The following is a 16,209-nucleotide window of genomic DNA, read 5'->3' on the forward strand; positions in this document are numbered from 1 at the left end:
GAAGAACGGTTACAACGCAATCAGACAGATACAACCCTGCCGAGGGTTTGTATCTGTCTGCGCGGGTTGTATTTCCGTCGGTGCGTTTCTGTCGGCTGTGCTGGTCAGGAGTGGCGAAATCCTTTGCCGGTTCGGTCACGGGGATCCGGCGCCAGGCCGAGGAATTCCGACCGAATGCGATCCCACGCCTCGAGGTGCACCCACACCGGTTCGTCCGTCAGCTGCTGCATGTTCGTGAGGAACGGGGTGGGCAACATGATCGTGAGCATCTGTTCGTCACGGCCGTTGAACAGGCGCACACCCCACGACGTCGGTGCGTCGTCCGTGCCGATCCTGCGGTACAGCTCTGCCCGGCCGCAGCGACGGATACGGCCGAGCTCCGGTCCGCTCGCGGTGTGCTCGCCGATGCACAGGTGAAAATGCCAGCGACCGAAGTCGACGGTCGCATACCCGTCGTACATCGAGATCTTCTTCGGAGCATTGGGTGCCGCGACCTCGAGCGCCGAACCTTCGATGAGCAGGCCGAACCACATGTCGTCCCAGTACTCGTCGAACAGCAACCGGATCAGCCGCAGTAGTGAGTCCTCATCGGTGGGAAGCGGCCAGCGCTGTTCGCGACCACCGTCCTCGGTGTCGACGATCTCAGGGGCGAATGCGACTGTCACAGAATCTCCTTCGTCGATGCTTTCGGTGGGCTGGGGAAGACGCAATCGCCGCACACGCCTCCGCCCGGGACGCGGTAGTACAGGCAGCAACTGCGACGTCGGCCGGTGGACCGGACCATCGTGCCGACCAGACGTGGATCGTCGAAGAGTGTGTCGATGTGCGCCTGCGCGGCATCACCGATCACGCGTCCGGCCCCGATCAGCGCGGACGCGGAGTTACCCCACATCAAACCCGGGGCGACGATGTCGCTCCACGCGTCGATGAGCGGTTCGAGCTGGTCGTCGAGGATTTCACCGGTGGTCGAACCGAATTCGGGGTCGACGATGTGCAGTCGCAGCCCCCCGTCGTTGCACCACAGCAACGTGTCCGGGTCGAGGCGGACACATCGGCCCGAGTCGACGACCGAGCCCAACGACACCGACCACATCCGGGCGGCGTAGCCGAAGAAGAGAGTCGACGCGGCCACTCGGGCCTCCCCGGTTCCCATCCGGTGCGCAGTATCCGACACCAACGGGTCGCGAATCATACTGTCGCGCAGCGCAGACGTCTGCTGCCACCGGCCGTCCGGTACTGCGCCGGTGCTCACCGAGAAGTAGGGACTCAGCGCGGCAATGCGCCCGAGTACTGCGGCAGGGTCAGACACGGCTGTCCTCCGAATCGAGGTCGAACACCAGTGTGCGCGGATCGAAGCGCATCCGTCCACGATCGAATGCTGCTCCGATGCGACCGGACTCGGCCAGAGCTGCGGGGGAATCACAGGTCAGGGTGCGGTCGGCGTCGAGCAACCACATCCGGTCGGACACACGCAGCGCGAGTTCGAGTTCGTGGGTGGACATGATCACGGCGAGGTTCTGTTCGACGGCGAGGCCCCGCAACACGTCGACGAGTTCGACCCGGGACGGCACATCGAGGAACGACGTCGGCTCGTCCAACACCAGTAGCGATGGGTCCTGTGCGAGGGCGCGAGCGGTGAGTGTGCGTTGTCGCTGCCCATCGGACAGCTCGCTGAACTGCCGGGACGCCAGTTCTGCCGTGCCGACCGCGTCGAGCGCCCAGTCCACCGCGGCCTTGTCCTCCGGCGAGAGTCGTGCGCTGGCAGGGAGGTGCGGCGTCCGTCCGAGGGCGACGAGTTCGCGCACCGTCAGCAGGCCGGGATCGATACGTTCGGTGAGGACCACGGAGATGCGGGTCGCGAGGTCTGCGGGGCGAATCGACGACACGTCGTCGCCGTCGATCAGCACCTGTCCGCGCAGCGCCGGTTGCAGGCCACACAGGGTGCGGAGCAATGTCGATTTACCCGCGCCGTTGGGACCGACCAGTGCGGTGAGCTCCCCGCGGCGAGCGACGGCGTCGAGACCGGTCGCGATCTCGGTGATGCCACTCTTCCGCAACGCGCGGCGACGTGTATAGCCGATCGTCACATCGCGCAGTTCCACACCGTTCACAGGGCCGTGGCTGTTCACAGGGCCGCTCCCAGTGCTCCACGCCGGCTACGCACGAGGACGACGATGACGACCGGCGCGCCGACGAGCGCGGTCACCGCGTTGAGCGGGAACACCGTGTCGGTGCCCGGCATCTGGCTCGCCACACCGCATACCAGTGCCACCACCGCACCGAACAGTGCGACTCCGGGCAGCAGCACTCGATGATCGGAGGTGCCGAATGCCATGCGCGACAGGTGCGGAACGATGAGACCGAGGAATCCGATGGGTCCGCAGAAGGCGGTGGTGACGCCCGCGAGCAGTGCAGCCGACACCACCGTCGTCAGTCGGACGACACGGATGTCGATGCCCATCGACCGCGCGTATCCCTCGCCGAGCAGGAGCGCGTTGAGGGCCCGCACCGTCAGCAGCGCGATGACGATGCCGGCGACGACCACGGGAACCAGCAGCTTCAGGTCCGACCACGTGGTCGCAGTGAAACTGCCCAGACCCCATACGAGGAACTGCTGGGCGCGCTGCGGGTCGGCGTAGACAAGGAGCACGGACACGACTGCGGTGGTCGCCGATCCGAGCATCACACCGATGAGCAACAGCGTCACTGCCGAACGCACCCACCGCGACAGCACCACGATCATCATCAGTACGGCCGCAGCACCGAGCGCGGCAGCGATCACCACTCCGGTGCGACCGAGTCCGGCGAGGTTCGCGGTGAATCCGCTCGCTCCGCCACCACCGGCCACGACGACCAACGCAACACCGAGACTCGCGCCGGAGCTGGCACCGAGGATGTAGGGGTCGGCGAGTGCGTTGCGGAACAGGGTCTGCATCTGCAGGCCGGCGATGCCGAGCGCCGCGCCGACAGTGATCGCGGTGAGCGTGCGAGGTAGCCGGAGGTCGCGGATGACCATGCCCCAGCGCGGATTCTGCGCGTCCTGTCCGAGCAGGACGCGCAGGGTTTCGCCGAGTGGCACCGTGACCGACCCCACCGTCACCGATACGACGGTGGCGACCACGAGCGCCGCGATCAGCGCGGCGAACACCACCGCCACGCGGCGAGCGCGAACCGGGGGAGCGATGGTCTCAGTGTTCGCAGGTGCCGCGCTGAGCACGGTGGTCACGCGGGAAGTTGCTGGTAGAACGTGAATTCGTGGTCGGGTAGCAGCTCGGGATGCAGGATCGCGACGAGGTCGGACAGGACCAGATCGGGTCGCAGCACGCCACGTTCGTAGTAGTCGTTACCGCCGCCGGGTCCGAGCGCCTTGTTCGCGTTCCACACTTGACCGGTGCCGACCGCCGCGAGCTCGCCGTAGCGTTCGTCGTCGGCGAGAGCGTCGGCGACCGAGGTCCAGCTGTTGACGACAAGCCAGGTCGGTGCGTCGGATGCCTCAGCGACCACGACCTCGAAGTCGAGGGGCAGCGACCCGGTGCTGGCGACGTCCTGCCACGGCCACTGCGCGCCCGCGTCGGTGAAGAGGCGGCCCATGTAGCTGCCGCCCGACGACATGTACCAGGTTCCCTGCGACATCCCGCCGAGCAGCGCCGGTGCGGGTTCCGCTCCAGCTGCCTGGTCGGCTACCTCCAGGTAATCGCTGCGGATTCCGTCGTAGACCTCCGCGGCGCGGGCTTCCGTGCCGGTCAGTGCCGCCATCACCTTGATCCACTCGGCGCGACCGAGCGGCGATGCTTCGAGCCACTCGGCGTTCGCGACTACTCCGATCCCGGCTTCGCGCAGCTGCGAATAGGCGGGGTCGTCGGTACCGCCGGTCATCACCACGTCGGGTGCGGCGACGACGACGGCCTCGGTGTCGATGGTGCCGCCGGCCGCGTATTCGGTGACGTCTCCTGATGCGATCCGATCGACGACCGCGGTGTCGCTGACCATCGATCCATTGGACACGCCGGTGAGTACGTCGAGCGCGTCGAGTTCGGTGACGAGCGGCAGGTGCGTCGTCGAACCCGAATACAGGCTGGTGATCGGCACCGAGATCTGCTGGGCATCAGGCAGATCGTCCGACAGTTCCGGTGCCGGTGCGCCGCACTTGACCAGCACATACGACTCCGGTTCGGCGCCCGGGTACGGCTCGTCGACAGTCAGCACCTGGTAACTGTTCTCGTAGGTGATCGAGAAATTCTGGGCGTCGACGACCTCGGACTTGTCGGGGAAATAGTCGACGCCCGGATCGAAGTCGGTGATACAACCGTCGGAGGCAGCAGTGTCTGTGTCGGTGGCCGCGGTCGAACAGCCGGCGAGGGCAAGACCCGCGACTGTCACAGCGCTGAGAAATCGGAGGGGTACGGCGCGAACGCGCATGGCGAAGACGCCCTTTCTCGGGGAGAATCCGCCCCGTCCAGGTGAGTACGGCGACGTGAGTATCTGGCTCCCGGGAATATTGCTCCCGGTCACAGTGGCGGGACCGCGCCGGAGTCACACCGGCTTCCTCATGCGTCGTCGCATACGACGTCGGGGAATTTAACACACGGACCAAGACGGCAATACGGACCGGGCTGTGCGTGGCTATCGTGGAGGGACCACAACGATCGAAAGGACCGGTATGGGTGTCAGCTTGGCCAAAGGTGGAAACGTCTCGCTCTCGAAGGAGGCGCCGAACCTGACGGCGGTGACGATCGGTCTGGGCTGGGACGTCCGGGCCACGACGGGAACCGACTTCGATCTCGATGCCAGTGCGCTGGTTGCGGGAGCGGGCGGCAAGGTGCTTTCCGACCAGCACTTCGTGTTCTACAACAATCTGCGTTCGCCCGATGGTGCCGTCGAGCACACCGGCGACAACCTCACGGGTGAGGGCGACGGCGACGACGAATCGATCAACATCGACCTCGTCGCCTTGTCTGCCGACGTGCAGTCGGTCGTGTTCCCGGTGTCGATCCACGACGCCGACGCGCGCGGCCAGTCGTTCGGGCAGGTGCGCAACGCATTCATCCGCGTCGTCGACCGTTCCGACGACCGTGAGCTCGCCCGCTACGACCTGACCGAGGATGCATCGACCGAGACCGCGATGGTCTTCGGTGAGCTGTACCGCCATGGCAACGAGTGGAAGTTTCGGGCCATCGGCCAGGGCTATGCGTCCGGGCTCGCGGGTATCGCGCGGGACTACGGTGTCAGCATCGGCTGAACCGGACCGATGAACGAGCGAGGGGTACTCGGAAAGCCCGAGTACCCCTCGCTTCATTCGTTCAGTTCTCGACCCAGAGTTCTTCGGGCAGTGGGGAGCCCAGCGTGTAGAGCCGCAGACCGTGGACGTTCTCGCCCATCATCACGGAGGGTGAGGAGCGGACGTACCAGACGCCCGGATCGAGTTCGACGATCCGTTGCTGGACGACGTCATAGGCCTGCGTGCGTTCGTCGATCGTCTCCGCGGTTCTGCCGGCGTCCAGTGCCTCGTCGAGTTGTGGGTCGGAGACACCCATGAAGTTGCCGGTCGACTCGGAGTGGAACGCGGTCCACAGCGCGTAATCCGGGTCCTGGGTGATCGCCGACGAGACCATCATGTCGAAGTCGTGCGCACCGGCTCTCGCGGCTCCCGTGGGGAAGTCCACTACCTCGACGTCGACCTTGACGTTGTCGTAGGCGTTGAGCTGCGCCTGCAGGCCCTCCGCGGTTGCCTGGTTGTCGACGCCGGTGTAGGTCGTGAACGTGAACTCGACGGGTTTTCCGTCGGCGGCCAGCTCATCGAACAATGCCTGGGCGGCCTCTGTGTCCTGCTGTGCAAGTGGAATGTCGGAGTAGAACGGCGAGTCCTCCGGGAACAGGGTTCGCGGCACGTCACCGTCACCGTTGAACACTATGGTGTTGATCATGTCGCGGTCCACGGCCAGGGCTACCGCCCGGCGCGCTCGCTCGTCGTCGAACGGGGCGCGGCGGAAGTTCATTCCCAGATACTGTCCGCCGCCGGCGGACACAGTGGAAACCTGTGCTCCCGCGTCCTGCGCTCGAATGACGCTCGACGGATTCGTTTCGGTGGACAGGTCGGCGTCGCCGGTGGTGATCGCGTTCACCCGCTGGTTGGTGTCTGCTACCGAGCGGATCGTGATCGCGTCGAGGTAGGGTTTCGGCGCATCCCAGTAATCGGGGTTGCGTTCGAGTTCGATCGCGCCTTGCCGCATCCATCGCGTGAGTTCGAACGGTCCGGCACCGACAGGTGCTTCGTCGAATGCTGCTCGGCCGTTGCCGAGTGCGGTCGGTGAGGCGATCCAGTTCATGGACGTGGCCAGCATCCCCTGCGGGAAACTGGGATTCGGTTCGTGCAGAACCACCTTCAGTGTGGTCTCGTCCACCACCTCGGTGGATGCGACCTGGGAAATCTGGCGGATGGCAGTGGATCCGAGTGCCGGGTCGCGGAGTCGCTCCCAGTTGAACTGGACTGCGGCAGCGTCGAGTGGGGTGTCGTCGGTGAACGTGAGGCCGGGACGAAGCGTGAGCTCGTAGGTGGTGCCGCCGTCGGTGCTGTCGAACCCCGTGGCCATGGTGTATTCGATCTCGTTGGTGTCGGGATCGTTGATCATCAGAGTGCCGTAGAGGGCGTTGCCTAGTAGTGGTTGGTGCACCCATGTATTGGAGAGGCCGGCGGGGTCGAGGGTTCGGGGCTCCCCGATCTGAAGGGCGCTCAATTCGCCCCCTGTCACCGGGTTTCCGGTCTCGGTTGCGCTCTGCGATTCGGTCGGGCTCGAGCCGCAGGAGGCAAGGAGCAGCATCGAGACCGCAGTGGCGAGCACGATCCTTGCGGGATGGGGTCTGATCATCATCAACCTCTCGGGCGGCGTGCTGAACAGGCGAACTGCAGATGGCGTCCGGCGAGTGTCGGGCGCGTATTCGGATCGATCCGAAACTAGGCGTCGGAGCTGGGTTAAGTCAACCGTTCGATCTCAATTTCTGCGAAATGGTTTTGTCGGAGTCATGATTTCTCTTTGAAACGGTTGACTTAACTACGGCGCGGCAGATAACTTACGGGGGTCGATCGAATGAAACCGGGGACGTGCTGTGGCGAAAGACTCGAAGAACATGCAGCATTCGAATGCTGTGCAGCGTGTCGACGGGTCGAATACCCGACTGCTTCTGATTTCCGTCGCCGAGAAGTTGGTCGCCCAGAACGGACCCGACGGAGTGTCATCGCGGCAGATCGCCGCTGCTGCCGGCCAGACCAACAACTACGCGGTCCAGTATCACTTCGGGAGTAAAGAAGGATTGCTCGACGCGGTGTTCGCTCACCGACTCCAACGCGTCGACACGATGCGCGCCGAGTTGTTCGACAGCGTGTCACGGGAAGGGGAAGATGCCTCGGTGAGGAAATGGCTCGACGTCTTGCTCCTCCCTCTGGCCGATGAGGTACTCGACCCCGACAGTCGGTATGTCGGCTTCCTCGCTCGCGTGTTCTTGTACCGGTTCAACGAGATCCCATTGTGGTTCGGTGGTGGCGAGCGGCCGGTCAGCCGAATCGCGATCAGCGCGGCGGAGGAGATCAGGGCGCAGATCTCCTACGTGCCGGAGGTCGTCCGGAACCGGCGCATGCACGTGGTGTTCGCCAACTGTCTGCTGGCGTTGGCGAGCTTCGAACAGCAACTGGCGAGCGGCGAGACCCCGGACCTTCCCTTCGACGCCTTTGTCACCGACCTGCTGGATACTGCTGCGCACGCACTCGTCACACCTGTATCGGAGGCGACGGCCAGTGCATTGCGCGCACACGAGACCCGATCGGAAACTTCATGAGCGCACCCCCGAAGAGCACGCCCGAAGGAGCCCCCAACGTCGTCGTCATCCTTCTCGACGACCTCGGATTCGGGCAGATAGGTTGCTACGGGTCCGATATCGCAACACCCAACATCGATCGACTCGCCTCGGACGGATTGCGATTCAATCGCTTTCATGTGACGGCACTGTGCTCGCCCACTCGTGCGGCGCTGCTCACGGGTCGCAATCACCACGCTGTGGGAATGGGATTCCTCTCCGACATCCCCACCTCCGAACCCGGGTACACCGCGAGCATTCCTCCGACGGCGGCGGCATTGCCGAGGATTCTGCGTGACGCCGGGTGGAGCACCATGGCGGTGGGGAAATGGCATCTGACCCCACCGGGGGAACGCAGCAGTGCGGGGCCGTTCGACCGGTGGCCGCTCGGGTTGGGATTCGAGAAGTACTACGGATTCCTTCGCGGCGACTCCAATCACTGGGCTCCGGAGCTGGTGCGCGACAACAGCTATGTCGATCCACCGCGCGGCCCGCGTGAGGGATACCACTTGACCGAAGACCTCGCCGACGAAGCGATTCGGATGGTCGTGAACCAGCAGGAATCCGCTCCCGGCAAGCCCTTCTTCCTGTACTTCGCGACCGGGGCGATGCATGCGCCGCACCACGTCGAACGGTCGTGGGCGGATGCCTACGCAGGAAAGTTCGACGGCGGATGGGAGCGGTGGCGGGAGAGCGTGTTCGAACGGCAACTCGCAGCCGGGATCGTGCCGGAGGGGACGACACTGACCGAGCGGCCGTCGTGGGTTCCGGACTGGGATTCCCTGACCGACGAGGAACGCCGGGTCTATGCGCGGATGCACGAGGTCTACGCCGGATTCCTCACCCACACCGACGCGCAGATCGGCAGGGTCGTCGACAGTCTCGACAAACTCGGTGTCCTCGACAACACGCTCATCTTCGTGATGTCGGACAACGGTGCGAGCGCCGAAGGTGGGGTGGGCGGTACGTACAACGAGCACCGCTTCACCCATAACATTCGCGACGATGTTTCGGACAGTATGGCGCTCCTCGATGATTGGGGCGGACTCGACGGGTATCCGCACTACGCGTGGGGGTGGGCGTGGGCCGGCAACACACCGTTTCGGCTGTGGAAGCGATACACCTGGCTCGGTGGCACCCGTGTTCCCATGATCGTGCACTGGCCCAGCGGAATCCGCGATTCCGGTGGGGTACGCGATCAGTTCGCTCACGCGATCGACATCCTGCCCACGGTCCTCGACGCATGCGGCGTGGAGATGCCGGAGACGGTCGATGGCGTCGGTCAGCTCCCGGTGAATGGAGCGAGCCTGCGCCCGGCCTTCGGCGATGCTGCCGAGCCGTCGCCCCGATCGACCCAGTACTTCGAGATGCTCGGATCTCGGTCGATCGTGGCCGACGGCTGGAAGGCCACGACCGACCACGTCTCCACGGGGGTTCTCGATGAGGAGTTGCTGATGGAAGGCAGCCGGGACTTCGACACCGACACCTGGTCGTTGTTCCGTCTCGAATCGGACTTCTCGGAGGCGCATGACGTGGCCGGTGAATACCCGGACGTCGTCCGTGCCCTCGAACGGCAGTGGTTCATCGAGGCCGGCCGCAACAACGTGACCCCGCTCGCCGACAGCCTGCGAGGTCGAGTGGGGGCCCTCAGATCACGTCGGTACCCGATCCCGCCGCTTCTCACGTTGTATCCGGAAGGCGGACCGGTCTCGGACGATTCATTGCCACGGATGGCGGGCGGTGGCCGGGTCCTCGCCGAGGTGGACGTACCTGACAGTGTTGCAGAGGGGGTCCTGTTCGCACTCGGTGACTGGACCGGAGGTTTTGCCGCGTTCGTCGACCGAGGCATCCTGACCGTGGTCGCCGCGACACCGAGCGGTGAGATCCGGGCGGTCGCCGATCGTCCGCTCAGCGGAGGGCGCCACACCCTCGGATGCGTATTCCGACCCGGGCCGAACGGGCTGCTCCGACTGGAAGCGCTCGTCGACGACGTCGTCGTCGGAGCCGCTGAGCACAACCACGAATTGCCTCACGCATGGCAACACGGCGGTGCGTCGCTGACCCTCGGATACGACAGAGGGCTGCCCGTGTGCAAGGGATACGACCCTCCCTTCGCGTGGAACGGCGTCCTCCACCGGGTGACCGTGGAGGCCACCTCCGACCGGCCTGTGGTCGAGAAGGACGTCATCCGAATCGCAATGCAGGTCGATTGACAAACCGACGAACGGGGATCACACCATGACCGGCACATCCATCGGCGCAACCGTCGACTCCGCAAATGGAGATGCCTCGAACTACTCCGTGGTCGACAATGCTGTGCGGCTACCGGGATTTGCGAGCGTGTAGATCTCGCCTCAGCGCACCAGCTTCCACTTCGTCTCGTGGCGGTAGAACGTCGACCGTTTGAGCGCCCGAGAGTTCGGGACACCGTCGCGGGTGAGGAATGCGGAGGGAGAACCGAGCTGCACGGCCCTGCCGGTGAGCCACTTGTAGCCGCCGAACCATCGGGCCCGGTCGACCGCTGCGCGCAGTCCCGGCATCTGCGGAGTCGGTTCGATCCGGATGCCGGGCACCGTGCCGGAGAACAAGCGGGTGTCGTCGACGTATGCCTCACCCACGAGTGAGCCTTCCTCGCCGTGGACGAGCGCGCGTCCGACGAGGGCCACGCCTGCGTCGTCGCGGATGAGCGGGATCGACTTTGCGTCACCCTGCAGTGCGACGGAGGCAGCTTTCGAACCGGTGCGTAATCCGTAGGCCTCGGTCGCGGGCGTACGCGACTCGGGGACATAGGCGATCTCGGTCGCGAGGCGGTCGGTGCGCATCAGCCGGGTCAGTGTCGCGGCGAACGCTGCGTCGTCGCCCACGATGATCAGTCGTGGGTCGTCCACCGACTCGGTGTGTGCGAACACGTCCTCGAAGTCGTCCTTCTCGGGAATCGCAGGAGCCGACAGCGCGGTCACGGAGGTGAGTGCCAAAGGGAGTGGCACATCGCCGCATCTGAGCACTACCGGGGTCAACTGATCTCCTCGCTGGTCACGATCGGGCGGCCGTCGGTCAAGCGTCCACTGTAATCCGAAGCGGTACCGGTCGTGGGGACCCCGGATCGTGGCGGGCCGGACAGACCATTCGGATACCGAACCCGGATGCTCGTCGAAGGTGGACTACACTGTGGTCCCGGCTGCTGCCCGGATTCGGGCAGGACCCTGCAGGCGAGACCGCCCGCACGAACAACCCTGCCTGAGGAGCGCGAAATGCCGGCAATCGTCCTGATCGGAGCCCAGTGGGGCGATGAGGGCAAGGGCAAAGCAACCGATCTGTTCGGCGGACGGCTGCAATGGGTCGTGCGTTACCAGGGCGGCAACAACGCAGGCCACACCGTCGTGCTGCCGAACGGCGACAAGTTCGCGCTGCACCTGATCCCGTCGGGCATCCTCACGCCGGGTGTCACGAACGTCATCGGAAACGGTGTCGTCGTCGATCCGGGTGTGCTGCTCGAAGAGCTCGCGGGCCTCGAAGAGCGCGACGTCGATACCTCGCGTCTGCTGCTCTCGGCCGATGCGCACCTGATCATGCCGTACCACGTGGCCATCGACAAGGTCACCGAACGGTTTCTCGGCGCGAGGAAGATCGGCACCACCGGCCGCGGTATCGGCCCGTGCTACCAGGACAAGATCGCACGTGTCGGTGTCCGTGTCGCAGATGTCCTGGACGAGAAGATCTTCACCCAGAAGGTCGAGGCGGCTCTCGAGTACAAGAACCAGGTGCTCGTCAAGATCTACAACCGCAAGGCTCTCGACCCGCAGCAGGTCGTCGACGAGGTTCTCGGCCAGGCCGAGGGATTCAAGCACCGCATCGCCGACACGCGTCTGCAGCTCAACGAGGCGCTGGAGCGCGGCGACACCGTGCTGCTCGAGGGCTCGCAGGGCACGCTGCTCGACGTCGACCACGGCACCTACCCGTACGTGACGTCGTCGAACCCCACTGCCGGCGGTGCCGCCGTGGGTTCCGGTATCGGACCCACGAAGATCACCACGGTCCTCGGCATCCTCAAGGCCTACACCACGCGTGTCGGCTCCGGCCCGTTCCCGACCGAGCTGTTCGACAACCACGGTGAATACCTCGCCAAGCAGGGCGGCGAGGTCGGCGTGACCACCGGCCGTGCCCGCCGGACCGGCTGGTTCGACGCGGTCATCGCTCGCTACGCCACGCGCGTCAACGGCATCACCGACTACTTCCTCACCAAGCTGGACGTGCTGTCCGGCCTCGACACCGTGCCGATCTGCGTCGGCTACGAGGTCGACGGTGTTCGCGTCGACGACATGCCGATGACACAGACCGACATCCACCACGCCAAGCCCATCTACGAGGAGATGCCCGGCTGGTGGGAGGACATCTCCCACGCCCGCACGTTCGAGGAGCTCCCCAAGAACGCGCAGAACTACGTGCTGCGTCTCGAGGAGCTGTCCGGCGCGTTCATCTCGTGCATCGGTGTCGGACCGGGCCGCGACGAAACGATCGTCCGGCGCGACATCCTCGCCTGATCGGGGCATTCGCCCGGAAACGCCGAATGCTGGACGTGACCCGGGTGGACGCGCGACAGTGGGGTGCATGGTTCGTACAGCAGAGGTGAATGCAGCGGGGCCGCGTAGGGCACGCTCGAGAGCTCTCATGGTCGCCGTCACCGCCGCGGGACTGATTGCGGCGGGGCAGGGCACCGCGCACGCTCAACCGGAATCGACGCAGCTGGCGCCTGCCTACACGATCGGCCACGGATCCCTCGGGTCGATCGCGGTATGTATCGGCCGGCTCGACGTCGAGGTGTACCCGTCCGCGGACGGCCCCCAGCCGTACGTGGTCCGGCTCGAGAGCAACTTTGTCGGTGTCACCCCCGTCTGCCTGGTCGACGGCACGTTCACGTGGCACAACCTCGACACCGGCGCTTCCGGCTCGGACGACTGGGCACTGTCCGGCTGGGATGGACCGGAAGCGGGTACCGTGCGTTATTTCGACCCCGGGCCGGGACGCGTCGAGGTCACTATCGCCCCGGCGGCACCACACCTGCCGGGCGGTGGCGAGTTCACGGCATCCTGAGCGTGAATCTTCGAGGGAGATGCGGAGTTACGGGCGGTCCTCGGCCCGGTCGTGTTTCCCGACGAAGCTCAGGAAGCGCGGGATCACCTGGTCGGGATTCGCCCACAGTAGGTCGTGTCCCACTCCCGGCTGAATCTCGACGTCGGCGGACGGGATGTGCTTGCGGACGCGCGTTGCCTGGAGCTCGGGATTGTTGGTGATCGTCTCGGCGCCGAACAGGACCAGTAGCGGCGCTGAGACACGGGCCAATTCGTCGTCGGTGATCGTACGCTCCCACGGCACGCCCATCCGATACTTCAATCCGGCCGTGATCATCGCGAATTCCTCGTCGGTGTGCACGTAGCCGGGCATCATCCACCGGTTGAACTTCCGAAGTCGCTCGGGAGTCGGCCGGATGCCCATGATGAGGAACTTCAGCAGCACTCTCGCGCGTGGCCTCGCGAACGTGGCGCCGCCCGGTTCGAACAGCGTCACGCTCGCCAGTCGCTCGGAGTGGTGTACGGCGATGTTCATCGCTATCCATGCGCCCATCGAATTTCCGGCGAGGTGGATGTGCTCTTCGCCGAGTCCATCGAGTAGTTCGACCATCCACCGAGCCAGATCTGCGCCGTTCTCGAGAGGTGCTGTCTGTGTGCTGCGTCCCGCCCAGCCGATGACGTCGGGTGTGTAGACGACACGATCGCAGGCGAGGTTCTCGATGAAGGGGGCCCAGATCTGCCCATTGCCGGAGATGCCGGGAAGCAGGACCAGTGGCACGCCGTCCCCGCTCCCGGATCGGCGCACATGCGTTGTGCCAAAAGATGTTTCGACGTCGATTTCGGTCGACGGTATGGGCCATTGCGACGCGAAGGTGTCGTACGCGCGCATGAATTCGTCCCTGGCTTCGTCGTTCTTGAACTGCCCGATCTTCGGCATGCTCCCCTCCAATTTTCATGGTATGTGCGTATCACGTTTATGATACGCACATACCAACATGCTTGGGAAGCGTCCGGAACGAAAGGCTGAGCAGCTCGTGCCACGATTGGTCGACCATGAGGTGAGGCGACGGGAGATCACCGACGCCGTACGCCGTGTCATCGTCTCGGGCGGACTGGAAGGAGTGACCTTCCAGTCGGTCGCGGCGGAAGCGGGGATTTCCGTGCGGCTCGTCCAGTACTACTTCGGAACCAAGAACGAGTTCCTCCTGGCCACCCACAGATCGGTGATGGAAGATGCCGGAGTCAGGTTCGGTGAACGACTGGCGGCACACAGTGATGCCGCGCCGCGTGAAGCGATCCGTACGGTTCTCACCGAACTGCTTCCGCTCGACGATCGGCGCCGAGAAGAGGCGATCGTGCTCGGAGCGTTCAATTCGGCGGCGATCGTCGGCCGAGGTCTCGCCGCGGAGGAGACCCATGCGGCACCGCGCGCGCTCGTCACGATCGTTACCCACCATCTGAGGCGGGCAGGGAATCCGGACGGCACGACCGATCTCGATGCCGAACTCGTCCTCGCCGCAGTCGGTGGTCTCGCCCAGGGCATGTTGTCCGGCGTCTACACCGAGGAGCGCGCGGTCGAACTCGTCGACCACTTGCTCGAGCGAACGCTGCATCATTCCTGATCTTGACCTTCGAGGATCATGTCGTGTTCAACACGTGTTGGCATCGACAGGGAACCGTCGCCCTCGTCCTTTCGTTCTGCTCCGAGGAGTGACACGTGTATCTGTCCCGACGCGCCTTGCTCCGCAGCACGGCCATCGGCCTGCTTGCGGTTCCCGCGGCGGCCTGTTCGTCCGCTGGACCCGAACCGGCGGCGGCCTCGTCGCCGGCGTTGGTTCGGCAGCGCCCGACGCTCACCCACGGCGTCGCAGCCGGTGACGTCCGAGCGGATGGCGCCCTGATCTGGGCACGCTCGGATGCACCGGCCAGGGTCATTGTCGAGACCGCGAGTACCGACTCGTTCACGAATGCAACCCGGCACGTCGGCGGGCTCCTCACTCCCGACACCGACGGCACCGGACGGCTACGACTCGCCGGCCTGCCGTCCGGTGAACAGGTCTTCTACCGGGTGACGCTCGAAGGCGATGACGGTGCCACCTCCGAACCCGTCACCGGCATGTTCCGGACGGCGCCCAGTGCGCCCGGCGACATCCGGCTGCAGTGGTCGGGCGACACCGCAGGCCAGGGTTACGGGATCAATCCCGACGTCGGAGGCATGGCGGTGTTCGACGTCATGGCCCAGCGCGACCCGCACCTGTTCGTGCATTCCGGAGATGTCGTGTACGCGGACGGGCCGCTCGAGGAGACTGTGACGCTGCCGGACGGACGCATCTGGCGCAATATCGTCACCGAGGCGAAATCCGCGGTGGCCCAGACGCTCGACGAGTATCGCGGCCAGTACGCCTACAACCTGTCCGACGACAACTACCGCCGCTTCAACGCTTCGGTCGCACAGATCGTGCAGTGGGACGACCACGAGACCGTCAACAACTGGTATCCGGGGGAAATCCTCGACCTCGAGCAGTACACCGAGAAGAACGTCGACGTCCTGGCCGGCCGTGCGTTCCAGGCGTTCCACGAGTGGAATCCGCTCGACCCCACCGAAGCCGTCGACGGACGCGTGTACCGGGCGATACCGTACGGACCACTGCTCGACGTCTTCGTTCTCGACATGCGCTCCTACAAGGACGTCAACGGCACGAACACCGGTGTGGCAGGGCAGATCCTGGGTTCGGAGCAGGCTCGATGGCTCATCGATTCGCTCGCCGCGTCTACTGCGACGTGGAAGATCATCGCCGCCGACCTGCCGATCGGCCTCGTCGTCCCCGACGGTGATACCGCATTCGAAGGGGTCGCCAACGGCGACAACGGGCTGCCGTCCGGTCGTGAGAACGACATCGCCCAGGTGCTGTCGGCGATCAAGGCCCGCGGGATCACTGGGACGGTGTGGTTGACGGCGGACGTCCACTACACCGCGGCACACCACTATTCGCCGGAGCGGGCGGCATTCACCGATTTCGTGGAGTTCTGGGAGTTCGTCTCCGGTCCCCTCAATGCGGGTGGGTTCGGGCCGAACGATCTCGACGGCACCTTCGGCCCGGAAGCGGTGTTCGTGCATGCGCCGCCGGAGAGCAACTCGTCACCACTGGACGGGTTCGAACACTTCGGTGAGGTGTTCATCGACGGAGACACCCGGCAACTGCGGGTGGACCTCCTGGACGCGACCGGTGCCGTCCTGTTCACCCAAGTCCTGGAGCCGCCCGCCTGACTGTCCGGCACCTGCTTGTCCAGC

15 protein-coding genes and 1 riboswitch are annotated in these 16,209 nt (G+C 65.1%); of the genes, 7 read left to right on the top strand and 8 right to left on the bottom strand.

What is annotated here, in order from left to right; translation table 11 throughout:
* Window positions 1-104: 104 nt before the first annotated feature.
* The 5 genes from ACZ46K_RS12060 to ACZ46K_RS12080 are packed head-to-tail and all read right to left on the bottom strand — an operon-like array spanning window position 105 to window position 4,419.
* Entirely contained in the window at window positions 105-665 is a 561-nt protein-coding gene (locus tag ACZ46K_RS12060; RefSeq protein ID WP_054805765.1) for a DUF7676 family protein, read from the bottom strand.
* Window positions 662-1,309 (bottom strand): (2Fe-2S)-binding protein, encoded by a 648-nt coding sequence (locus ACZ46K_RS12065; protein ID WP_054805764.1) that lies wholly within the window; start codon window positions 1,307-1,309, stop codon window positions 662-664. The genes ACZ46K_RS12060 and ACZ46K_RS12065 overlap by 4 nt, the downstream gene beginning before the upstream one ends.
* Complete coding sequence (locus ACZ46K_RS12070; protein ID WP_054805763.1) at window positions 1,302-2,111, bottom strand: ATP-binding cassette domain-containing protein; 810 nt, start codon at window positions 2,109-2,111, stop codon at window positions 1,302-1,304. Before ACZ46K_RS12070 ends, ACZ46K_RS12065 begins: the two co-directional genes overlap by 8 nt.
* A gap of 14 nt (window positions 2,112-2,125) precedes the next feature.
* Entirely contained in the window at window positions 2,126-3,217 is a 1,092-nt protein-coding gene (locus ACZ46K_RS12075; protein ID WP_378492470.1) for a FecCD family ABC transporter permease, read from the bottom strand.
* 5 nt (window positions 3,218-3,222) lie between these two features.
* Window positions 3,223-4,419: an ABC transporter substrate-binding protein gene (locus tag ACZ46K_RS12080; RefSeq protein WP_054805762.1), complete on the bottom strand. Its 1,197-nt coding sequence runs from the start codon at window positions 4,417-4,419 to the stop codon at window positions 3,223-3,225.
* A 38-nt stretch (window positions 4,420-4,457) separates the two neighbouring features.
* Window positions 4,458-4,586, bottom strand: a riboswitch (cobalamin riboswitch).
* A 74-nt stretch (window positions 4,587-4,660) separates the two neighbouring features.
* Between ACZ46K_RS12080 and ACZ46K_RS12085 the strand changes: the two genes are divergently transcribed.
* The gene (locus tag ACZ46K_RS12085; RefSeq protein ID WP_464748419.1) at window positions 4,661-5,239 is read left to right on the top strand and encodes a TerD family protein; all 579 of its coding nucleotides are present in this window, start codon (window positions 4,661-4,663) and stop codon (window positions 5,237-5,239) included.
* A gap of 61 nt (window positions 5,240-5,300) precedes the next feature.
* On the opposite strand, the gene ACZ46K_RS12090 is transcribed toward ACZ46K_RS12085, so the two are convergent.
* Complete coding sequence (locus tag ACZ46K_RS12090) at window positions 5,301-6,869, bottom strand: ABC transporter substrate-binding protein (RefSeq protein ID WP_464748421.1); 1,569 nt, start codon at window positions 6,867-6,869, stop codon at window positions 5,301-5,303.
* 256 nt (window positions 6,870-7,125) lie between these two features.
* On the opposite strand from ACZ46K_RS12090, the gene ACZ46K_RS12095 reads away from it, so the two are divergent.
* Together ACZ46K_RS12095 and ACZ46K_RS12100 are read left to right on the top strand one after the other, a co-directional pair.
* Complete coding sequence (locus ACZ46K_RS12095; RefSeq protein WP_464748423.1) at window positions 7,126-7,830, top strand: TetR/AcrR family transcriptional regulator; 705 nt, start codon at window positions 7,126-7,128, stop codon at window positions 7,828-7,830.
* A complete protein-coding gene (locus tag ACZ46K_RS12100; protein ID WP_464748425.1) occupies window positions 7,827-10,061 on the top strand; it encodes an arylsulfatase in 2,235 nt (744 codons plus the stop codon). The genes ACZ46K_RS12095 and ACZ46K_RS12100 overlap by 4 nt, the downstream gene beginning before the upstream one ends.
* A gap of 141 nt (window positions 10,062-10,202) precedes the next feature.
* Here the strand turns inward: ACZ46K_RS12100 and ACZ46K_RS12105 are convergent, their stop codons facing one another.
* Window positions 10,203-10,853 carry a hypothetical protein gene (locus ACZ46K_RS12105; protein ID WP_464749297.1) on the bottom strand — a complete coding sequence of 217 codons (651 nt, stop codon included), beginning with the start codon at window positions 10,851-10,853 and terminating at the stop codon, window positions 10,203-10,205.
* 246 nt (window positions 10,854-11,099) lie between these two features.
* On the opposite strand from ACZ46K_RS12105, the gene ACZ46K_RS12110 reads away from it, so the two are divergent.
* A complete protein-coding gene (locus ACZ46K_RS12110; RefSeq protein WP_054805760.1) occupies window positions 11,100-12,389 on the top strand; it encodes an adenylosuccinate synthase in 1,290 nt (429 codons plus the stop codon).
* 67 nt (window positions 12,390-12,456) lie between these two features.
* Window positions 12,457-12,939, top strand: coding sequence for a hypothetical protein (locus ACZ46K_RS12115; protein WP_054805769.1), 483 nt, complete (start codon window positions 12,457-12,459; stop codon window positions 12,937-12,939).
* A gap of 27 nt (window positions 12,940-12,966) precedes the next feature.
* Here ACZ46K_RS12115 and ACZ46K_RS12120 read toward each other — a convergent pair whose 3' ends face one another.
* The gene (locus ACZ46K_RS12120) at window positions 12,967-13,854 is read right to left on the bottom strand and encodes an alpha/beta fold hydrolase (protein ID WP_054805759.1); all 888 of its coding nucleotides are present in this window, start codon (window positions 13,852-13,854) and stop codon (window positions 12,967-12,969) included.
* Between the two features lie 97 nt (window positions 13,855-13,951).
* Between ACZ46K_RS12120 and ACZ46K_RS12125 the strand changes: the two genes are divergently transcribed.
* The gene (locus tag ACZ46K_RS12125) at window positions 13,952-14,539 is read left to right on the top strand and encodes a TetR family transcriptional regulator C-terminal domain-containing protein (RefSeq protein ID WP_054805758.1); all 588 of its coding nucleotides are present in this window, start codon (window positions 13,952-13,954) and stop codon (window positions 14,537-14,539) included.
* Window positions 14,540-14,634: 95 nt separating this feature from the next.
* Entirely contained in the window at window positions 14,635-16,185 is a 1,551-nt protein-coding gene (locus tag ACZ46K_RS12130; RefSeq protein WP_464748428.1) for an alkaline phosphatase D family protein, read from the top strand.
* Window positions 16,186-16,209: the final 24 nt, after the last annotated feature.

The organism is Rhodococcus sp. JCM 9793, from assembly GCF_055380405.1.

Coding starts and splice junctions, on each gene's coding strand:
- ACZ46K_RS12080 (WP_054805762.1), bottom strand. CDS start 4,419: ATGCGCGTTCGCGCCGTACCCCTCCGATTTCTCAGCGCTGTGACAGTC.
- ACZ46K_RS12085 (WP_464748419.1), top strand. CDS start 4,661: ATGGGTGTCAGCTTGGCCAAAGGTGGAAACGTCTCGCTCTCGAAGGAG.
- ACZ46K_RS12090 (WP_464748421.1), bottom strand. CDS start 6,869: ATGATGATCAGACCCCATCCCGCAAGGATCGTGCTCGCCACTGCGGTC.
- ACZ46K_RS12095 (WP_464748423.1), top strand. CDS start 7,126: ATGCAGCATTCGAATGCTGTGCAGCGTGTCGACGGGTCGAATACCCGA.
- ACZ46K_RS12100 (WP_464748425.1), top strand. CDS start 7,827: ATGAGCGCACCCCCGAAGAGCACGCCCGAAGGAGCCCCCAACGTCGTC.
- ACZ46K_RS12110 (WP_054805760.1), top strand. CDS start 11,100: ATGCCGGCAATCGTCCTGATCGGAGCCCAGTGGGGCGATGAGGGCAAG.
- ACZ46K_RS12115 (WP_054805769.1), top strand. CDS start 12,457: ATGGTTCGTACAGCAGAGGTGAATGCAGCGGGGCCGCGTAGGGCACGC.
- ACZ46K_RS12120 (WP_054805759.1), bottom strand. CDS start 13,854: ATGCCGAAGATCGGGCAGTTCAAGAACGACGAAGCCAGGGACGAATTC.